The organism is Leifsonia aquatica H1aii (assembly GCF_000633535.1).
Taxonomy (GTDB): Bacteria; Actinomycetota; Actinomycetes; order Actinomycetales; family Microbacteriaceae; genus Leifsonia; species Leifsonia aquatica_A.
In genome coordinates this window covers 65,474-84,851 of record NZ_AYMR01000014.1, presented here as the reverse complement: position 1 = coordinate 84,851, position 19,378 = coordinate 65,474, and the positions used below count along the sequence as shown (strand labels likewise).

Sequence of the window (19,378 nt, the reverse complement as noted above, 5' to 3'; positions counted from 1 at the left end):
GGATCCGTCAGGCTGGAGGGATGACCCCCCGCCTGCTCTACCGCATCCTCGCCGTCGCCGAGGCGATCACCTGGACCCTCCTCATCGCGGGGATGGTGCTCAAGTACGCGGTCGGGGTCGGCGACTGGCCCGTGACGGTGGCCGGCCCGATCCACGGCTTCGTCTTCATCGCCTACGCGATCACGGCCGCGCTCATCGGCGTCAACCAGCGCTGGCGGCCTGGCCTCATCGTGCTCGCAGTCGCGACCGCCGTCATCCCCTACGCCACGGTCCCGTTCGACCTCTGGGCCGACCGCACCGGCCGGCTCGACGGCGGCTGGCGCACGACGCCGACGGACGATCCTCGCGACCACACCTGGTTCGGGAGGCTCTTCCGCTGGATGCTGACCCACGTCGCCGTGCTGGCCACCTCCCTCGCCGTGCTCGCGATCGTCATCATGGCCGCGCTGCTCGTGATCGGGCCGCCCAAGCTGTCCTGAGCCGGGACTCCCCGCGCGCCGCTCGACCCGCTACCGTGTCGCCTGTTCGCACCGATCATCGACGACGGAGGGCACCATGGCAGGCAAATTCGAGCTCTACAAGGACAAGGCGGGCGAGTACCGCTTCCGGCTGAAGGCCGCGAACGGCGAGGTCATCGCGACCTCGGAGGGCTACGCCAGCAAGTCCGGCGCGCAGAACGGCATCGCCTCGGTGCAGAAGAACGCCCCGACCGCAGAGATCGTCGAACTCGACACCTGAGCGTCCTCCTCCCCCTGTGGATGAGTCGCCCTCAGCTGTCGCGACACGCCCTTTTTCGCGCCCGTTCACGGCGTGGGAGGGCGCGTCGTGACCGTTCAGCGGCGGGGCTTGGGAGGGAAGGCGGAGACGAGGGCGTGGGCGCGGGCGATCCAGGCGCGAAGGCGGTCGGGGTCGTCCCGCCACGCCTCGGGAAGAGCGACGTAGCCTCCCATCGGTCGCTCGGCCGGCCCGTACGGCCCCGCGCCGTCGACCGCGAGCAGCTCGTCGCGCGCAGCCTCGTCCGGAAGCCGCACACCGAGCGCGTCACCGAACGTCCCGGCGAACATGTTGCCGTTGACGAACGCCGCGACGTTCGCGAACATCGGCTTGACGACGACCCCAGGCGCGTCGGGAACCACGGAACGGAACAACTCCTGCGTCTCCTGCGACGGCCGTGGCACGTGCATGGCGGGCCTCCTTGTGCGCCAGGGTAATGCGGCAGGCGGCCGTTCGGGAACCGCCCGCGGGCGTTCGGAAACTACCTGGACGATCGGACTCCACCTGGACGATCGGCTTCGACGGCATCGGGCCGATGACGCTCGGGATGCCGATGGCGGAGGTGAACGGCGCGACGCCCACGATGTCCGACGAGACGGACGACATCTGCCGTCCCGGACAGCTGGATCTCGTCGCGCCGGACGGCTTGGCGCTCATCGTATTCGGACCTGCCGCGAGCGGCGACCGGGTCGGGAGCCTCCACCTCGGATTCAACTTCGACGTCGGGGGAGTCAGAACCCTCGCGACGCCGCGGACGGATCGCGGCATCGGAATCGGCTCCACGGTCGCGGATATGTTCGCCGCGTATCCGGGGATCCAGGAGACCGGCTCGTACGGTGAGCTCAGCCACTACTACGGCATCGACGGAGGTCACGGCACCTGGATCGTGTTCGGCACACTCCACGACACGGTGAACGCGATCACCGTCGGTCCGTCCTCCACGATCCCCTCGGAGTACTGCCCCGCCTGATACGCCGGCCGCTTCACCGCCCGCACCGCCCTGTGGATGAGCCGACCTCATCCGTCACGACACGCCCTTCTGCGCGCCCGTTCACGGCGTGGGAGGGCGCGTCGTGACGTCTCAATCCTGCCGACCCCTCGGGCCGGTAGACTGGCCTCCATCCCCCGCTTCCGCCTGCAGCCTGGAGTGCCCGCGTGACCGACACCACCGCCCAGCACGTCGTCGACACCGTCGCGAACGCGATCGAGACTCCCGAGAAGGAGCAGCCGTTCGCGGCGCTCGGCCTCAAGGAGGACGAGTACGCGCAGATCCGCGAGATCCTCGGCCGCCGCCCCACCAGCGGCGAGCTGGCGATGTACTCGGTGATGTGGTCGGAGCACTGCTCCTACAAGTCGTCGAAGATCTACCTGCGCCAGTTCGGCCAGAAGGTCTCCCCCGCCATGAAGAAGAACCTCATGGTCGGCATGGGCGAGAACGCGGGCGTCGTCGACGTCGGCGAGGGCTGGGCGGTCACCTTCAAGGTGGAGTCGCACAACCACCCCTCCTACATCGAGCCGTTCCAGGGCGCCGCGACCGGCGTCGGCGGCATCGTGCGCGACATCATCTCGATGGGCGCGCGCCCGGTGGCCGTGATGGACCAGCTGCGCTTCGGCGCCATCGACGACCCCGACACCGCGCGCGTCGTCCACGGCGTCGTCTCCGGCATCTCGTTCTACGGCAACTGCCTCGGCCTGCCGAACATCGGCGGCGAGACCTACTTCGACCCGATCTACCAGGGCAACCCGCTGGTCAACGCCCTGTCGGTCGGCGTGCTGCGTCACGAGGACCTCCACCTCGCCAACGCCTCCGGCGCCGGCAACAAGGTCGTGCTCTTCGGCGCCCGCACCGGCGGCGACGGCATCGGCGGCGCGAGCATCCTCGCCTCCGACACGTTCTCCGCGGGCGGCCCGACCAAGCGCCCTGCCGTGCAGGTCGGCGATCCGTTCGCCGAGAAGGTGCTCATCGAGTGCTGCCTGGAGCTGTTCCGCGACAAGCTCGTCGAGGGCATCCAGGACCTGGGCGCTGCCGGCATCTCGTGCGCGACCAGCGAGCTCGCCTCCAACGGCGACGGCGGCATGTACGTCGAGCTCGACAAGGTGCTGCTGCGCGACCCGTCGCTCACCGCCGAGGAGATCCTCATGTCGGAGAGCCAGGAGCGCATGATGGCGGTCGTCAAGCCCGAGCTGCTCGACGCCTTCCTCGCCGTCACCGCCAAGTGGGATGTCGAGACCAGCGTGCTGGGCGAGGTCACCGAGACCGGTCGCCTCGTCATCGACTGGAAGGGCGAGGAGATCGTCAACGTCGACCCGCGCACGGTCGCCGTCGACGGCCCGGTCTACGAGCGCCCGGTCGCCTACCCGACCTGGATCGACGCGCTGCAGGCCGACTCGGCGTCCCGCCTCCCCCGCCCCGAGGGCGGCGACGCTCTGCGCGAGCAGGTGCTGGCGCTCCTCGGCTCCGCCAACCTGGCCGACAAGGGCTGGATCACCGACCAGTACGACTACTTCGTCGGCGGCAACACCGCGCTCGCGTTCCCGGATGACGCCGGCATGGTCCGCGTCGACGAGGAGAGCGGGCTCGGCTTCGCCATCGCGACCGACGCGAACGGCCGCTACTGCCAGCTCGACCCGAAGGAGGGCGCCAAGCTCGCCCTCGCCGAGGCCTACCGCAACGTCGCCGCCTCCGGCGCCGTGCCCGCCGCGGTCACCGACTGCCTCAACTTCGGCAGCCCGGAGAACCCCGAGGTCATGTGGCAGTTCTCGCAGGCCGTCGAGGGCCTGTCGGACGCCTGCCTGGAGCTCGAGATCCCGGTCACCGGCGGCAACGTCTCCTTCTACAACCAGACCGGCGACGTGCCGATCTTCCCGACCCCGGTCGTCGGCGTGCTCGGCGTGATCGACGACGTCGCCCGCCGCATCCCCGCCGGCTGGCAGGACGAGGGCGAGAACATCTACCTGCTCGGCGTCACCCGCGAGGAGCTCGACGGGTCGGCCTGGGCCGGCACCATCCACGGCCACCTCGGCGGACGCCCGCCGGCGGTCGACCTCGCCGCCGAGCGCACGCTCGCCGAGACGCTGCACGCGGCGTCGGTTGAGGGCCTCGTCTCCTCCGCGCACGACCTCGCCGACGGCGGCCTCGCGCAGGCCCTCGCCGAAAGCGTGATGCGTTTCGGCGTCGGCGCGCGCGTCTGGCTGGGCGAGATCGTCGAGCGCGACGGCGTGGACGCGGCGACCGCGCTCTTCAGCGAGTCCACCGCCCGCGTCATCGTCTCGGTGCCGCGCGAGGACGACGTGAAGTTCCGCGGGCTCTGCGAGGGCCGCGGCGTCCCGCTCCTGCGCATCGGTGTCACCGACGCCGAAGTGGGCACCCAGCCGGTGCTCGAGGTGCAGGACCAGTTCACGATCGGCCTGGAGGAGCTGCGCGCGACGCACCGCTCCACCCTTCCGGAGCGTTTCGGCCCGGTCGTCGCCTGACGCCTCCCGACATCCGCACAGCGGGGTCGCATCCTGTCGTTCCAGCCCGCCCGGAACGACGGAGTGCGACCCCGCTGTCGCGTGCGGACGGCGCTCGTCGGACGCCCGGCCGCGACACGGGCGGTCACACGATTCCGTGACGGTGCGACCGGCTGCCAGGCTGGGAGCACCATGACCCAGCACAGCATCGATCGTCTCTCCGGCCGCTCCGTCGTCCTCGTCGGAGGCGGCTCCGGCATCGGGCTCGCCGTCGCGCGCCAGGCGGTCGCCGCCGGTGCCCGCGTGCACCTGGGAGGCCGCACGGAGGAGACCCTGCGGCGGGCCGCCGCCCAGCTGGGCGCGGCCGCATCCTGGGGTGTGGTCGACACCTCCGACGACGACTCCGTCGGCCGCTTCTTCGAGCCGGTGGAGACCGTGGACGCGCTGCTGACGACCGCCGCGAGCTACACGACGGGTCCCTTCACGACTTCCACGATCGAGGAGGCTCGCAGCCCCTTCGAGTCCAAGTTCTGGGGCCAGTACCGGGTCGTCCACGCCGCCCTCCCGCTCCTGACCCCCGACGCGGCCGTCGTGCTCATGTCGGGCGCGGCGAGCGTGCGCCCCGCCGGACCGGCCGCCGCCTATGTCGCCGCGAACGCGGCCGTCGAGGGCCTGGCCCGGGGCCTCGCCGTCGAGCTGGCACCCGTGCGCGTCAACGCCATCGCTCCCGGGACGATCGATGGCAACCTGTGGGCGCAGCGCTCCGCAGAGGTGCGGGAGGCGGCGTTCCGCGGTTTCAGCGCGACCACCCTCCTCGGCCGGCCCGGCACGGAGGACGAGATCGCCGACGCGGTCGTGCATCTCTTCACGAACACCTACACGACGGGCTCGACGCTCTACGTCGACGGCGGCTACGCGCTGCGCTGACCCACCAGCTCGGCCTGCCGGCGCGAGAAGATCCGCACCCGCTGCTGCGTCAGCAGGATGCCGACGATCACGATGAGGGCGCCCACCGGCTCGTTCCAGCTGAGGTGCTCGCCCAGCACCAGGATGCCGAGAGCGACCCCGACGACCGGAGTCACGTACGTCACACCGGAGGTCGCGGTGGGTCCCCACGCCCGCAGCACGTTCATGTTCCAGATGTAGACGACGCCCGTCCCGAGCATCCCGAGCGCCAGCAGGCTGAGCAGCACCGGCCAGCTGAAGGTGATCGGTCCGAGGGCCACGAACGGCGTCAGCACGATCATGATGACCGCGGCGATGCCGATGTTGAGGAACGCCGTCGTGGTCGCCGGGATGGCGCGGTGGCTGATGAACCGGCGGATGTAGCCGAAGCTGAAGCCGTAGCAGGTCACCGCGCCGAGGCAGGCGAGCTGGCCCCACACGCTGCCGCTGAGGGCGGCGATGCTCCAGGGGCCGACCACGACCACGACGCCGACCACGCCGACGAGCACGCCGAGCACCTGATCGCGGTTGAGCTTCTCGACCCGGAACGCGACGGTCACCATGATGGCCGTGGTGATCGGCGTGACCGCGTTGTAGATGCTGGCCAGGCTGGACGACACGTACTGCTCCGCCCAGGCGAAGAGCAGGAACGGCACGACGCAGTAGCTGATCGCCACGACGGTGAAGTGCAGCCAGACGATCGGCTCCCGCGGCAGCCGGCTGCGCAGCACGAGGACGATGACGCCGAGCGTGATCGCACCGAAGACGAGGCGCGCCCATGCGACCTGCCCGAACGAGACCCCGTCGAGCGCGATCTTCATGAACAGGAAGCTGGCGCCCCAGATGAGCCCCATGGCGATGAACTGCAGCGCGACCTTCATTCTGCGAGGCTAGCGGCTGCCCCCGACGCCGGCTGGCGGGAATCGGACCCGGCGTCGCAGTCTGTCCGGACCTGTGCGATGTCTGGCCGTATCTCCCTCCCGGAGGCCAGACTGGAGCCCGGGAATACTCCGGCAGTGCCTGCGTTATATGCGTTTGCATAGAAACGGCGAGACGAAACCCACAAGGAGCCAGCCATGCAGTACGGACTCTTCTCCGTCAGCGACATCACCCGCGACCCGGTCTCGGGCCACACCCCGAGCGAGGCCGAGCGGATCGACGCGATCGTGAAGATCGCGACCCACGCGGAGGAGGTCGGGCTGGACGTCTTCGCGATCGGCGAGCACCACAATCCGCCGTTCTTCTCCTCGTCGCCCACGACGCTGCTCTCGCACATCGCGGCCCTGACGAAGACCCTGACGGTCACCACCTCGACGACCCTCATCACCACCAACGACCCGGTGCGCATCGCCGAGGAGTACGCGATGCTGCAGCACCTCTCCAAGGGCCGCATGGACCTGATGCTCGGCCGCGGAAACACCGGACCGGTCTACCCGTGGTTCGGCAAGGACATCCGGCAGAGCCTGCCGCTCGCGCTCGAGAACTACAACCTCCTGCACCGCCTGTGGCGCGAGGACGTCGTGGACTGGGAGGGACGCTTCCGCACCCCGCTGCAGGGCTTCACCTCGACCCCGCGCCCGCTCGACGACGTGCCGCCGTTCGTCTGGCACGGCAGCATCCGCACCCCGGAGATCGCCGAGCAGGCCGCCTACTACGGAGACGGCTTCTTCGCCAACAACATCTTCTGGCCCAAGGAGCACTACCAGCGCCTGATCGCCTTCTACCGCGAGCGGTTCGAGCACTACGGCCACGGCACCGCGAAGGAGGCGATCGTCGGACTCGGCGGCCAGGCCTTCATCGCGAAGAACTCGCAGGACGCCAAGGACCAGTTCCGGCCGTACTTCAACGAGGCCCCCGTCTACGGCAACGGCCCGACGATGGAGGAGTTCACCGAGGCGACGCCGCTGACCGTCGGCAGCCCGCAGGAGGTCATCGACACGACGCTGACCTTCCGCGAGTGGGCGGGCGACTACCAGCGTCAGCTGTTCCTGATGGACCACGCGGGCCTGCCGCTGAGCACCGTGCTCAAGCAGCTCGACCTGCTGGGCGAGGAGGTCATCCCCGTGCTCCGCAAGGAGACTGAGGCCCGCAAGGACCCGGAGGCACCCGAGGCACCGACGCACGCCTCCCTCGTCGCCGCCAAGTACGGCGACGTCGAGCCCCGCCAGCCGCGCCCGAACGCCAACCGCGGCGACAACGTGACCGGCGCCTCCCCCTATCAGGACACCGAGGAGCAGTTCCAGGCGACCTTCCCGTCGCTCTGAGCGGCGAGACGGACCGGAACCGAGAGAAGGAGATGATGACGAACACCGAGCAGCGCCCGTTCCGGGTGGTGGTGGTGAACGCCGGCGTGAGCGACCCGTCGTCCACCAAGATGCTGGCCGACCGGCTGGCCCTGCGGGCGGAGGCCGCCGCGCAGCGTGACGGCCGCACGGTCGAGACGCAGCACCTCGACCTGCGCGAGCTGCTCCCGGAGCTGCCGGCGGCGCTCGCCTCCGGGCACCTCGGCCCGAAGTTCACGAAAGCGGTCGAGGCGCTGAAGTCAGCCGACGGGATCATCGCGACCGCGCCGGTCTACAAGGCGGGACCGAGCGGGCTGTTCAGCTCGGTCTTCCAGGTGCTCGACAACGACCTCCTGATCGCGAAGCCCGTCGTGCTCGGCGCGACCGCCGGCACCGCGCGGCACGCACTGGTGGTCGACGAGCAGATGCGGTCGATGTTCGCCTTCCTGCGCACGATGACCACGCCGACGTCCGTGTTCGCCTCGACCGAGGACTGGCAGGACAAGTCCCTCGGCAAGCGGATCGACCGGGCGGCGCGCGAGCTCGTGGTGCTCATGGAGAGCGAGGTGGAGGCCAAGATCACCGACGCCTCCTGGGACCACTACCAGCACGAGTTCGGCTCGGCGGGCGGCAACGAACTCGGGATCGACCTGGACTCCGACCTGATGAAGCTGGCCGCCGGCGGCTCCCTCGGAGCACCCCGCTCCTAGCACCGCCCACGGAAGCGGGCCCCGTCCACCGATGGGGCCGCTTCCGTCTGCCCGAGGGCGCTCCCGCGCTAAGGTTGCGGGTAGACGAGGGGAGTTTCCGGGTGGATGCCGTGAGCGTGCTGCAGTGGATCGGCGTGGTGGTGTGCCTGATCCTCGCGCTCACCGGATTCATCCCGGTCGTCGCCGCCGCAGTCACCTTCCTCGTCATCCCCTTCCACGCCTGGATCAACCACTACAAGAAGGCGGCGCCGTACTTGCCGCGAGTGGCCATCGTCGTGCCCGCCTGGAACGAAGGCGCGGTCATCGGCGCCTCCATCGACCGGTTGATGAAGCTCGACTACCCGAAGGAGGCGCTGCGGATCTACGTGGTCGACGACGCCTCCACCGACGACACCCCCGAGGTGGTGCGCAGCCGCGAGGCACAGTACCCGGGCAACGTGTTCCTGTTCCGCCGCGAACAGGGCGGCCAGGGCAAGGCGCACACCCTCAACCACGGCATCAGCCGCATCCTCGAGGAGGACTGGATGGAGGCGCTCCTCGTCATGGACGCCGACGTCATCTACCTTCCCGACTCGCTGCGCCGCATGACCCGGCACTTGGCGGATCCTGCGGTCGGGGCCGTCTCGGCGTACATCCGCGAGGGCAGCAGCGTCGGGCGCAACTACCTCACCAAGTTCATCGGCGTCGAGTACGTGCTCTCGCAGCCCGCCTCCCGTCGAGCGCAGAACGTCATGGGAGCCCAGGCGTGCCTCGCGGGCGGTGCCCAACTGCACACGCGCGAGAACATCGTCGCGATCGGCGGCCGCATCGACACCTCCTCGCTCGCCGAGGACACCATCACGACGTTCGAGACGCAGATCCAGGGCCGCACGGTCGTCTTCGAGCCACACGCGCACGTACTGGCCGAGGAGCCGAGCCGGGTCGACGCACTCTGGAAGCAGCGACTGCGCTGGGCCCGCGGCAACGTGACCGTGACGGCCCGCTACGCGAAAGTCTGGTTCCGCCCGTCGAAAGTGCACCACCTCGGTGGGTTCATGTTCGGCCTCATGTGGTTCAGCCTCCTGCTGCTCCCGCTCATCATGGTCGTGTCCGCGGTCGGGCTGACGGGCCTGTTGTTCCTCCAGTCGCCGTTCGCGACGGGGGTCTTCCGCGCCCTGTGGATCAGTGCGTCGCTCGCCTACCTGTTCGTGCTGCTTCTGGGCTCGCTGACCGATACGAGGACCTCCCGCCACGCACTCGGCCATGTGCTCCTCTTCCCCGGCATCATCAACATGCTGGTGATGGTGACGGCACTGTTCCCCACGCTCATGCTGGTGCGGCTCCCGGCCGTGTTCGGCGTCACTCTGAGCGATGCGGGCCTGCTCGTGCTCACGCTGCTGATCTACATCTGGATGCCGGTCTCGATGCTCGTCGCCTGGCTCGCCCGCGTGGTCGAGAAGCGCCGGGCGCTGCGCTGGCTCGCGCCGATCCTCGTGTACCTGGCGGGGTACGGCTCGCTGCTGTGCGCAATCACGCTCGACTCCTACTTCAAGGAGCTCGCCGGCGCCGAGGCGCGCTGGGACAAGACCGAGAAGGTCGGCCGCGTCGCCGTCTGAGCGCGCCGACCTCGTCATCCCACCTCCACCGAGGTTCACGTCGTGGTCGCTACACGTGCGGAATGAGCGCAACGACGTGAACCTCGCGCGAGGGTGACGGGTACCGCTCAGCCAGCGATCTCCGTCGCGGCGCGCACGATCAGGTCGGCGACGACATCCGGTCGGGACACGTAGATCGCGTGGCTTCCCGGGGTCTCGCTCACCGTCGAGCCCATCCGCTCCGCCATGCTCGACTGTGCGACCGGCGGAATCATCCTGTCCTCAGTGACGTGCAGATACCAGCTCGGCTTGACCCGCCAGGCGGCATCGGTGACCACCCCGCCCAGCGCATCGACGCCCCACGGGACCTGCGCGTCCCCCATGAAAGCGGCTTCGGCGTCGGAGACGTCCGCGGCGAACGCCTCATGGAACCTCGACCGATCGAGGAAGAGGAAGCCGTCGACCGGCGGCAGGATGGGCGGCTGGGGCCCGTCCGCCGGGAACGTCGCGAGGAGCGAGTTCACCGACTCGCCCGTGTCGGGTGCGAAGGCCGTGACATAGACGAGCGCGCCGACCGCGTCGTGCGTGCCCGCCTCCGTGATGACGGCCCCTCCGTACGAGTGTCCGACGAGAACGGCTCCGCGCTCGACGGTGTCCAGCACCGCACGGGTCGTCGCCGCATCGGCCGCGAGGGAGATGGTGGCGTTCTGCACCACCCGCACCTCGTACCCTTCGGCGCGCAGCCGGTCGTACACTCCGCGCCAGCCGGAGCCGTCGACGAATCCTCCGTGGACGAGGACGATGGTGGGTCTGCTCATGATCGCTCCTTCCTCTGCCGGTGGCCGCACGGGCTGTGCGGAGCGTCGCCGACGGCGCCCACGATCCGCTCGCCCAAGGCGCCGGCGCGCGGATCAGGACGAACGGTGTGCGGATCTCCGTGCACACCGAGGCATTGACCGGAGGATGGGCCCAGTGCTGTACTGACCGTGACCGATGGAGGCGGCGATGCCCGACGAGACGATCTCGACGTCCTCGGTGGATCCTGCCGATCGGGAGGCCTATTGGCGGCATGTGCTCGGTGAGACATTCGCCCCGGTCCTCCTGGATGGCTGGGACGACCACCCGCACCCCTCGGCGCAGCTGAGGGGGACGCGCAGAGGGCCGCTGCTGCTGGCCGAGCTGGCCGCGACCCCGCACGTCCACCGACGGACCGAGCCGCAGATCAAACAGGCCGACTCGCTCTTCTTCCAGGTCGCGGTCCTCACGGGCGGGTCGGCATCGCTCGAACAGGACGGCCGCACGGCACTGCTGGCGCCGGGCGACTTCGTCGTCTATGAGAATGCGCGCCCGTTCACCTGGCGGTTCCACACCCCGTGGGAGGTCGCTGTCCTCTCCGTGCCTGCCGACGAGGTACGCCTCACCCCCGCTGAACGGACGTCGGTGAGTGCCCGCACGCTCTCCGGGACGACGGGCCTCGCCGGCGTGGTGGCCCGCTTCGTCCGCGACACCACCCGCCACGCCGCGGAGATCCCCGCCGACGACGCGGGGCAGGTGCTCGGCCTGGCGACGGATCTCGTCGTCGCCCTCCTGGCGGCCTCGTCACGCACCGACCGGACGGACGCCCGCCATCGGACGACCATGGCCCGGATCACGGGCTACATCACCGACCATCTGCGCGATCCGACTCTCGGCCCCGAGGAGATCGCGGCGGCGGCGCACATCTCGACCCGGCTGCTCCACAAGCTGTTCGAGCGGGAGGAGCGCACGGTCGCCCTGTACGTACGGGACCGACGTCTGCACCTGGCCCGGCGTGAGCTGCTGGACCCCCACGCTCCCGATCGGAGCGTTGCCGCGATCGCCCACGGCTGCGGCTTCGGGGACGTCAGCGGCTTCACCCGCGCCTTCCGGTCCCGCTACGGCACCACCCCCGGCGCCCTCCGCGCCTCCGCGCGTGCCACGCAACGCGAGAGGTGAGTCGTTGCGGGTCGCAGTCTCCCGCGACCCGCAACGACTCACCTCTCGGCGGCGGGTCCGTCAGTCGACGATGGTGATCTTGACGGGGATGTTGCCTCGGGTGGCGTTGGAGTACGGGCAGACCTGGTGCGCCTTCTCACCGAGCTCCTCGGCGACGTCGCGGCTCACGTTCGGGACGTAGACGTCGAGCTCGACCTCCAGGGCGAAGCCGCCCTCACCGTTCGGGCCGATCCCGACGCTGGCCGAGACGGCGGCGTCGGTGGTGTTCTGCTTCTCGGCGCGGCCGACGGCGTGCAGAGCGCTCAGGAAGCACGCGGCGTAGCCTGCGGCGAACAGCTGCTCCGGGTTGGTGCCCTCACCGGAGCCGCCGAGCTCCTTCGGCGGGCGGGTGTCCATGTCGATCAGGTCGTCCTCGCTGCGGACGTGGCCGTCGCGGCCGCCTCCGGAGGCGTGGGCGATGGCGGTGTATGCGATTTCCATGGTCTCAGCCCACTCCAGCGGTCTGAACGGCGACTGGGAACCGCGTGAACAGTGCGGGTGTATAAGGCGATAGCGTGGAGACATGAAGGTCCGCGGGATGGTGCAGAGCAGCGAGACGAGCGAGCTGACGGCCGAGGCGGACGACGCCGAGACGGCGCGAGCGCTGGTCGAGGAGCAGGTGCCGGCCGGGCACGAGCTGCTGCGCGTGCACAACGCCATGCCGCGCGGCGGCCGAGTGATCTCCACGGCGCTCCTGCGGGTCGCGGCGGTCACCGAGATCGAGGCCGAGGGCGTCGACTACGCTGCCGCACGCGACGCCCTGCGAGCCGCCGTGCCAGAGGGCCAGCGGTTGCTGTCCATCACGGTCGTCGCAGAGTAAGCCGACGCCGGCCTCGGCGTCAGGCTCGGCCGAGGGGGAGTTCGACTCCGGCCGCCTCCTCGAGCAGCGGCAGCAGGCGCGCCCCCACACGTGGCGAGCGCGACTCCCTGGTGGGATGCGCGTGCGTCGGGATGCCCTTGGTGCGCGCCACCGGCCCGAGGTAGTCCTCTCCGTTCAGCGTCGGGTCGAGCACCGCCCGCACAGGTGCCCAGGCGCCGTGGTCCTTGCCCTGCGTCCAGGCCGCCTGGAGGTTGTCCACGAACCGTTTGAGCCGTGTCGGCTGGTTGACCCCGCGGATGCCGGGCGTCCGACCGGACGTCGAATAGCCGGGGTGCACGACCAGGCTCGTCACGCCGCTCCCGGCCGCGCGGAACCGCCGGTCGAGCTCGAACCCGAAGGCCTGCGCCGCGATCTTCGATCGCGAGTAGGCCCGCCACGACGTGTAGGAGTGCTCGAGCTGGAGGTCGTCGAGTCGGAGCCGTCCCAGTCGGGTGGCCAGCGACCCGAGGGTGACGATCCGCGCCCCGCCGGTCCGCTCCAGGGCGGGCAGGACACCGGCGACCAGGCGGACGTGCCCCAACACGTTCGTGGAAAGCACCAACTCGTTGCCGACCTCGTCGGTCCGGCGCTCGCGCGGCGGGTGCACGATCCCCGCGTTCAACACCAGCGCGTCCACGCGTTCCCGCTCCCGCAGGTGCTCGGCCGCGGCGTCGATGGAGGCGCGGTCCGTGACGTCCAGCGGCATCGCCTCGACACGCGCGCCCGGGACGCGGCGCCGGATGGCGGTCACGGCCGCTTCGGCCCGTTCGGGATCACGGCAGGCCAGCACGACCCGCGCGCCCGCCCGGGCGAGCTGCTCGCCCGTGAAGAAGCCCACACCGGCGTTGCCGCCCGTGATGACCACGGTGCGGCCGAGGGCGTCCGGCAGCGCCGACGGATCCCACACCATGCGCTTACTTGCCGCTCTCGGTGGCGATGCGCTCGTGGTGGTGGATGACCTCGGCGATGATGAAGTTCAGGAACTTCTCCGCGAACGCCGGGTCGAGGTGGCTCTCCTCCGCGAGGGCGCGCAGGCGCTGGATCTGCTCGCGCTCGCGCTCCGGGTCGGCTGGGGGGAGGCCGTGCTCGGCTTTCAGCGCCCCGACCTGCTGGGTGAACTTGAAGCGTTCCGCCAGCATGTGGATGACCGCCGCATCGATGTTGTCGATGCTCTGCCGGATACTGTGCAGCCGCTCGACGACGGCGGAGTCGGTCTCACCCATGCTCCGACACTACCGGGTCAGAGGCTGGGCGACGGCTCCGCGAGCACACGGGTCAGCACCGGCCGCGTGGCGAGCAAGGCCAGCCACGCCAGCCCCAGACCGGCCACGAGGCAGCCGAGGATCACGGCGATGCTCGCGGGCGCGACGATCAGGCTGAGCCCGGCGAGCGGGAACACCACCACGCCCGCGACGAGCGCCGACCCCACCGTGGTGATCCGCAGCGGCGAGAGCACGGCACGCCCGCGGGCGGCGTTCATCTCGCTCACCGGCATCCCCAACCGGTCCAGGCTGACGTAGAGGTCGCGCCGGTCGAGGATCGCGGCGGCCTGGTTGACGCCCGCTGAGCACGCGACCATCAGGAACGACGCGATGACGGTGATCAGCACACCGGTGCGGATGTCCGAAACGAGCTGGGCGGTCTGCGCGTCGGCGTCGCCCACGGCCCCGACGAGCGCGACGCCGACCCCGGCGAAGACGGCCATGAAGCTCGTCATCGCGACACCGGACACCTGCCGCCACGCAGCCTTCGGGGACTCCAGGATGCTCCGTGCGGCGAGGAGTCGACGCGCGGTGGCCGCGCGTCGCGCCTGCCGGGAGGCGAGCAGGCGGAGCACCCACGGACCCACGAGGTTGAGCACGGCGACCGCGCCGCCGAAGCCGGCGCCGAGCACGGCGATGATGACCGCGACGCTGCCGAGACTCCCCAGCGCGCTCATGACCGCGTAGACGAGGCCGACGACGGCGATCGCGATCACGACGCGCAGCCAGTGCGTCCGCGGTGCGTCCTGCCGGGTCCGCACGCCGAGCGGCGAGAGCACGACCCGGCGCAGCCCGACGACGGCGCTCACCGCGGCGAGCGCCGCGACACCGACGACGGCGAGGGCGATCCATCCGGGGCCGAGCAGGACCGCCATCCCGAGGGCCTCGCCTCGGAAGGGGAGGAGTCCGACGAGCGGGACGCAGACGAGGTAGAGGACGACACCGGCGAGCGCGCCGAGCACGGCGAGCGCGGTCGACTCGATCACGGTCAACGCCGTGACCATCGCCGGAGTCGCGCCGAGCAGCCGCAGGCCGGCGAGCCGGTCGTCCCTCCGGCGGGCGGAGAGACGGGCGGCCGAGCCGCCGAGCGCGACGAGCGGCACCACGAGCAGGGCCAGCGCGATCACGGCGAGTGCCTGGTAGAGCGGGGCCATCTCGTCCGTCCAGGAGAAGAAGGCGTGCGCCCCTCCCGCGACGATGAGCAGCAGGGCGGTGACGATGGCGAACGCGACGACGGGGAGGGCGACCGTCGAGCGGTCGGCTGCGCCGCGGCGGGCGAACAGCCAGGCGAGGCGGAGCGTGGTCATCGAGTCTCCTCCGGACGGGTGCGGGCCTCGTCCACGATGCGGCCGTCGGCCAGCCGGAGCACTCGCGAGCAGCGGGCGGCGACGCTCTCGTCGTGCGTGACGACGATGAGGCTGCGGCCTCGGCCGGTGGTGGAGGCGATGAGCGCGTCCATGACCTCGGCGGAGGTCCGCGAGTCCAATGCCCCGGTCGGCTCGTCCGCGAACACCACCGACGCCCCGCCGACCTGCGCCCGCGCGATGGCGACACGCTGGGCCTGTCCGCCGGAGAGCTGACCGATGCGGCGCTGCTCCATCCCGGCGAGGCCGAGCGCCGCCAGCCAGGTCGCGGCGTCCTGCTCCGCGGCCGCGCGGGGCGCGCCGGCCAGCATGAGCGGGAGGGCGACGTTCTCGACCGCGGTGAGCTCTGGCAGCAGCAGACCCTGCTGGAACACGAAGCCGAACGCCTCGCGGCGCAGCCGCGACCGTTCCGTCTCGCCCAGGGCGGTCACCTCCACCGGGCCGTGCGCTGCCGCGAGGACGACGGAGCCCGTGTCCGGGCGGACGATGCCGGCGAGGCAGTGCAGGAGAGTGGTCTTGCCGGAACCGGAGGCGCCCATGATCGCGACGGACTCCCCGGGTGCGATGGCGACATCCACACCGGCGAGGGCCGCGGCGGATCCGTAGGTCTTGGTGAGCCCGGAGGCGCTGAGCACCGGAGGGGCAGCGACGAGTGCGTTCATGTCTCCATGCTCGCCGTCGCGGCCCCGCCGCACATCGGACGATGGCGTCATCCTGCTGCGTCCGCGTCATCCTCCCGATGGACCGCCCGGTCCTCCCGGCGGACCGTTCGGTCCTGGCGGCGGATCGATCGGTCCTCCCGGCGGACCGTTCGGTCCTGGCGGCGGATCGATCGGTCCTCGCGGCGGAGGAGGCCCGGTGAGTACGGTGGAGGAGTGAACCAGAGCCACGAGAACGCGCCCGTCGACGAGCAGTCCGCCCACGAGGTCGAGGAGGCCGGGCTGCGGCTCGCCCTCGTCGACACGTCCGACGTCGAGGCGTTCGACAAGTGGCTCCGCGCGGATCAGCGCGGGTTCCACAGCGGCGCCCCGTCGAAGGAGGTGCTCCAGGAGTCGCGGGAGTACCTCGCCGACCGTCGCACGACGGCCGTGTACGACGACGCGCTCCCGTCGAAGGAGCCCGTCGGGACCGTGAACGCGTGGGTCGCGCCATTGACCGTGCCCGGCGGCGCCCGTGTCGGCAGCTGGGCGATCAGTTCGGTGACCGTCGCCCCCACCCACCGGCGGCGCGGCATCGCCCGCGCCCTGCTGGGCGGCGAGCTGCGCACCGCGCACCGGCTGGGGCTGCCCCTGGCGATCCTGACGGTGTCGGAGTCGGTCATCTACGGCCGCTGGGGCTTCGGCCCGGCCACCTTCGCCAGCGACTGGCGCGTCGACACCAAGCGCGCGCGCTGGGCGGGCGGTCCGACGACCGGGCGCCTCTCCTTCACCGAGCCCGACGACTACCGCGAGGCCGGGTACGCCGTGCTCGACGCGACGATGGCCGCCCGCCCCGGCGAGATCGGACTCTCGCCGTACCTGGCCGACCGGCTGATCGGGCCGTTGAAGGACAGCGAGAACCCCGAGCGCTACCGCCTGGTGCGCTACGACTCCCCCACCGGCGAGCCGGAGGGCTTCGTCAGCTTCGCCGTCAAGGGGAACGACGACTTCGTGCGGCACACGGTGGAGGTCAACCACCTCGCCGCGGCGACCGACGAGGCGCTCACCGCACTCTGGCGGTTCCTGCTGGAGCTCGATCTGGTCGCCGAGGTGCGCGCGTGGGGGCTCGGCGTCGATGAGCCGCTGCCGGCCCTCGTCACGGACATCCGGGGCGCTGCCGTCAGCGGCATCCGCGACCACCTGTGGGTGCGCATCCTGGACGTCCCCACCGCGCTCACCACCCGCCGCTACGAGCGCGACGGCGACCTGGTGCTGGAGGTGACCGACGATCTCGGTCTGGCCGGGGGCCGCTTCCGGCTGTCCGTCACGGACGGGGTCGCGACCGTGACGGAGACGGCGGACACACCCGACGTGACCCTGCCGGTCGCCTCCCTCGGCAGCGTGTACCTCGGCCACGACATCGCCCGCGCTCTGAGCGTGGCCGGCCGGATCACCGGCGACACGACGGCCCTCGACCGCCTGTTCCGCACCGCCGTCCCGCCCCGCCTCGGCACCTGGTTCTGAGGCAGGGGCCGGTCGGCCGGGCCGGCGCACGCCGATCCGGCCGACCCGAGCCTCAGCCGCGCACTCGGCGGCGAGCAGCCACGACCAGCCCCGCCCCCGCGAGTGCCACGACGGCGGCCGCGCCGATCGGGAGCAGGGGGAGTGTGCTGCCGGTGTCGGCGAGGCCGGTCCCCGAGCCGGTCGCCGGCCCGGGAGCCGGCGTCGGCGGGCCCGGGGTCGGGGTCGGCGTCGGAACCGGGGTCGACGCCGTCACGGTCAGGGCGGCGGAGGCCGTCGTCGCGGTGTTGTCCGCTCCGGGGCCGGTGAAGACCGCCCGGTAGAGGGTCCCGTCGTCGGCGCTCGTCGTGTCCGGCGTGGTGTAGTCGGGAAGGGTGGCTCCGGCGATGTCGGCCCAGGTCGTGCCCCCGTCGGTGCTCGACTGCCACTGCACCGTGATCGGGCCGGTCCCGGTCGCTGCCGCGGTGAATGTCGCCGCCGACCCCTCCGTCACGCTCTGCGGGGACGGGTCGGTGATCACGCTGACCGGCACCGGGACGACCGTCAGGGTCGCCGCCGCGGTGGTGACGCTCGCCCCGACGACATCGGTGAAGACCGCACGGTACCGGGTTCCGCTGTCGGCGAGGACGGTGGCGGGAGTCGTGTAGCTCGCGTTGGTGGCTCCGGCGACGTCCGCCCAGGTCCCGCCGCCGTCCGTGCTGGACTGCCACTGCACGGTGAGCGGGGCGGCACCGGTGGCCGCGGCGGTGAAGGTGGCGGTCGACCCGTCGGGGACGGTCTGCGAGACGGGGTCGGTCGTCACGGTCGGCGGCACCGGCACGACCTCGGTGAGGACGGACGCGGTGATCGACGAGACGAACACGTGGTGTGTCGTCGGATCGGCGGCCGGGTAGTAGGCGCTCGTGACCCCCGGCAGCGACTGCACCACCGCTCCCGTCGACTGATCCAGGATGCCCAGGGTGCCGCCGGCGGTGAACGGCTGCGTCACGAACCCGGACCCGAGGGCCGAATCGATCGTCTGGTAGTACGTCGTCGAGAGCGGGAGCGTCCCTGTCTGCGTGTTCGACGCGACCGAGAATACCGGCATCGTGGCGCCCAGCTGCTGCGAGACGAACGCCTGGCTGCCACCCGTCGACAGGGTGACCTGGTGCACGGAGGCGAAGCCGGTCCACGTGCTCGCCACGGTGCCGGTCGCCGTCGTGACCACGTAGACGTTGGCGTTGTTGTTCGGGACGAACAGCGTCGAGCCGTCCGCGCTCTCCGTCACCGTCTCGCTGGCGCCGGGGAGGGTCAGGTTCGCCAGCGCGACCGGCGCTGCCGGCGCCGTGAGATCGTACACGCTCAGGAAGGCGGACGAGAGGTTGGCGACGAACAACCGGGAGCCGTCGTGGGAGACGGTCACGCCCACGGGGGAGTTGCCGGTCGGCAGAGTCGCGACGACGGTGTCCGTCGCCGGGTCGATCACCGAGACGGTACCCGGGAGGTTGTTGCCGGTGTACTGGGTGACGTACACCACTCCCGTCGGCCCGATCGCGAGATTGAACGGCTGGTTCGGCACGGCGATGGTGCGCTGCAGGGTCAGCGTCGCCTCGTCGTACACCCACACGGCGGAGCTGTTGCGCCCCGCCACGTAGACCAGGCCGCGTGCCGGGTCGACGGCGACCCCCGCGCCGACGGCGGGGAGCTGGATCTGTCGCGCGACCTGGTAGCTCGGGACGGCGGCGGACGCGGTGGGCGCGGGAGCGATCGCGAAGCCGATGGCGGCGGCGAGCGCGGCAAGGAGGAACGCTGCACGCATCCGCATGCCGGACACCTCCTGTCGCCTCGGGGGCACAAGCTGTGTGCGCACTCTACGCGCGGTGCGGTGGTCGTGGAAGGTGGTCATCGGAAGTGGTCCTCTTCGGGTCGAGTGGTCGGGGTTGTGCGGGCCGCGCGACGGTCGTCGCACGGCCCGCGTCCGGCGCAGGGACCCGTTCCCCGGCC

The 19,378-nt window shown here is 71.1% G+C and carries 20 protein-coding genes; 11 read left to right on the top strand and 9 right to left on the bottom strand.

Annotation, left to right across the window (positions count from 1 at the left end; all coding sequences use genetic code 11):
• The first annotated feature begins 20 nt into the window (after positions 1 to 20).
• Both U870_RS0115085 and U870_RS0115080 read left to right on the top strand, forming a co-directional pair.
• A complete protein-coding gene (locus U870_RS0115085; RefSeq protein ID WP_025158217.1) occupies positions 21 to 479 on the top strand; it encodes a DUF3817 domain-containing protein in 459 nt (152 codons plus the stop codon).
• Positions 480 to 555: 76 nt separating this feature from the next.
• Positions 556 to 738, top strand: a complete 183-nt coding sequence (locus U870_RS0115080) for a YegP family protein (protein ID WP_025158216.1) — start codon at positions 556 to 558, stop codon at positions 736 to 738.
• A gap of 95 nt (positions 739 to 833) precedes the next feature.
• On the opposite strand, the gene U870_RS0115075 is transcribed toward U870_RS0115080, so the two are convergent.
• Positions 834 to 1,184, bottom strand: a complete 351-nt coding sequence (locus U870_RS0115075) for a TfoX/Sxy family protein (protein ID WP_025158215.1) — start codon at positions 1,182 to 1,184, stop codon at positions 834 to 836.
• A gap of 125 nt (positions 1,185 to 1,309) precedes the next feature.
• On the opposite strand from U870_RS0115075, the gene U870_RS0115070 reads away from it, so the two are divergent.
• From U870_RS0115070 to U870_RS0115060, 3 genes are all read left to right on the top strand, one after another.
• Complete coding sequence (locus tag U870_RS0115070; RefSeq protein WP_025158214.1) at positions 1,310 to 1,744, top strand: hypothetical protein; 435 nt, start codon at positions 1,310 to 1,312, stop codon at positions 1,742 to 1,744.
• 185 nt (positions 1,745 to 1,929) lie between these two features.
• Positions 1,930 to 4,248, top strand: coding sequence for a phosphoribosylformylglycinamidine synthase subunit PurL (gene purL, locus U870_RS22675; protein WP_025158213.1), 2,319 nt, complete (start codon positions 1,930 to 1,932; stop codon positions 4,246 to 4,248).
• A 171-nt stretch (positions 4,249 to 4,419) separates the two neighbouring features.
• Positions 4,420 to 5,154, top strand: a complete 735-nt coding sequence (locus U870_RS0115060; protein ID WP_025158212.1) for an SDR family oxidoreductase — start codon at positions 4,420 to 4,422, stop codon at positions 5,152 to 5,154.
• Here U870_RS0115060 and U870_RS0115055 read toward each other — a convergent pair.
• Complete coding sequence (locus tag U870_RS0115055) at positions 5,139 to 6,053, bottom strand: DMT family transporter (protein WP_025158211.1); 915 nt, start codon at positions 6,051 to 6,053, stop codon at positions 5,139 to 5,141. The two genes, U870_RS0115060 and U870_RS0115055, sit on opposite strands and share 16 nt — an antisense overlap.
• A 195-nt stretch (positions 6,054 to 6,248) precedes the next feature.
• Between U870_RS0115055 and U870_RS0115050 the strand changes: the two genes are divergently transcribed.
• The 3 genes from U870_RS0115050 (at position 6,249) to U870_RS0115040 (ending at position 9,759) form a co-directional block, all read left to right on the top strand.
• A complete protein-coding gene (locus U870_RS0115050) occupies positions 6,249 to 7,436 on the top strand; it encodes an LLM class flavin-dependent oxidoreductase (protein WP_025158210.1) in 1,188 nt (395 codons plus the stop codon).
• Between the two features lie 35 nt (positions 7,437 to 7,471).
• Positions 7,472 to 8,164 carry a CE1759 family FMN reductase gene (locus tag U870_RS0115045; RefSeq protein WP_025158209.1) on the top strand — a complete coding sequence of 231 codons (693 nt, stop codon included), beginning with the start codon at positions 7,472 to 7,474 and terminating at the stop codon, positions 8,162 to 8,164.
• Positions 8,165 to 8,280: 116 nt separating this feature from the next.
• Entirely contained in the window at positions 8,281 to 9,759 is a 1,479-nt protein-coding gene (locus U870_RS0115040; RefSeq protein ID WP_025158208.1) for a glycosyltransferase family 2 protein, read from the top strand.
• Positions 9,760 to 9,866: 107 nt separating this feature from the next.
• Here U870_RS0115040 and U870_RS0115035 read toward each other — a convergent pair whose 3' ends face one another.
• On the bottom strand, positions 9,867 to 10,556 hold the full coding sequence (locus U870_RS0115035; protein ID WP_025158207.1) for an alpha/beta fold hydrolase: 690 nt from the start codon (positions 10,554 to 10,556) through the stop codon (positions 9,867 to 9,869).
• A 187-nt stretch (positions 10,557 to 10,743) separates the two neighbouring features.
• On the opposite strand from U870_RS0115035, the gene U870_RS0115030 reads away from it, so the two are divergent.
• The gene (locus U870_RS0115030) at positions 10,744 to 11,712 is read left to right on the top strand and encodes a helix-turn-helix domain-containing protein (protein ID WP_162819165.1); all 969 of its coding nucleotides are present in this window, start codon (positions 10,744 to 10,746) and stop codon (positions 11,710 to 11,712) included.
• Positions 11,713 to 11,772: 60 nt separating this feature from the next.
• Here U870_RS0115030 and U870_RS0115025 read toward each other — a convergent pair whose 3' ends face one another.
• On the bottom strand, positions 11,773 to 12,192 hold the full coding sequence (locus tag U870_RS0115025; protein ID WP_025158205.1) for an organic hydroperoxide resistance protein: 420 nt from the start codon (positions 12,190 to 12,192) through the stop codon (positions 11,773 to 11,775).
• Between the two features lie 82 nt (positions 12,193 to 12,274).
• Between U870_RS0115025 and U870_RS0115020 the strand changes: the two genes are divergently transcribed.
• Positions 12,275 to 12,571, top strand: coding sequence for a hypothetical protein (locus tag U870_RS0115020; protein WP_025158204.1), 297 nt, complete (start codon positions 12,275 to 12,277; stop codon positions 12,569 to 12,571).
• Between the two features lie 19 nt (positions 12,572 to 12,590).
• On the opposite strand, the gene U870_RS0115015 is transcribed toward U870_RS0115020, so the two are convergent.
• From U870_RS0115015 to U870_RS0115000, 4 genes are read right to left on the bottom strand one after another with little or no spacing between them, the layout of a single operon-like run.
• Positions 12,591 to 13,520, bottom strand: a complete 930-nt coding sequence (locus tag U870_RS0115015; RefSeq protein ID WP_025158203.1) for an SDR family NAD(P)-dependent oxidoreductase — start codon at positions 13,518 to 13,520, stop codon at positions 12,591 to 12,593.
• A 4-nt stretch (positions 13,521 to 13,524) separates the two neighbouring features.
• Positions 13,525 to 13,833, bottom strand: a complete 309-nt coding sequence (locus tag U870_RS0115010) for a chorismate mutase (RefSeq protein ID WP_025158202.1) — start codon at positions 13,831 to 13,833, stop codon at positions 13,525 to 13,527.
• A gap of 17 nt (positions 13,834 to 13,850) precedes the next feature.
• Complete coding sequence (locus U870_RS0115005; protein WP_025158201.1) at positions 13,851 to 15,179, bottom strand: FtsX-like permease family protein; 1,329 nt, start codon at positions 15,177 to 15,179, stop codon at positions 13,851 to 13,853.
• The gene (locus U870_RS0115000) at positions 15,176 to 15,898 is read right to left on the bottom strand and encodes an ABC transporter ATP-binding protein (RefSeq protein ID WP_025158200.1); all 723 of its coding nucleotides are present in this window, start codon (positions 15,896 to 15,898) and stop codon (positions 15,176 to 15,178) included. The genes U870_RS0115005 and U870_RS0115000 overlap by 4 nt, the downstream gene beginning before the upstream one ends.
• 213 nt (positions 15,899 to 16,111) lie before the next feature.
• Here U870_RS0115000 and U870_RS0114990 point away from each other — a divergent pair, with 213 nt between their 5' ends.
• Complete coding sequence (locus tag U870_RS0114990) at positions 16,112 to 17,398, top strand: GNAT family N-acetyltransferase (protein WP_025158199.1); 1,287 nt, start codon at positions 16,112 to 16,114, stop codon at positions 17,396 to 17,398.
• Positions 17,399 to 17,450: 52 nt separating this feature from the next.
• On the opposite strand, the gene U870_RS0114985 is transcribed toward U870_RS0114990, so the two are convergent.
• On the bottom strand, positions 17,451 to 19,199 hold the full coding sequence (locus U870_RS0114985) for a YncE family protein (RefSeq protein WP_025158198.1): 1,749 nt from the start codon (positions 19,197 to 19,199) through the stop codon (positions 17,451 to 17,453).
• Between the last annotated feature and the right edge of the window lie 179 nt (positions 19,200 to 19,378).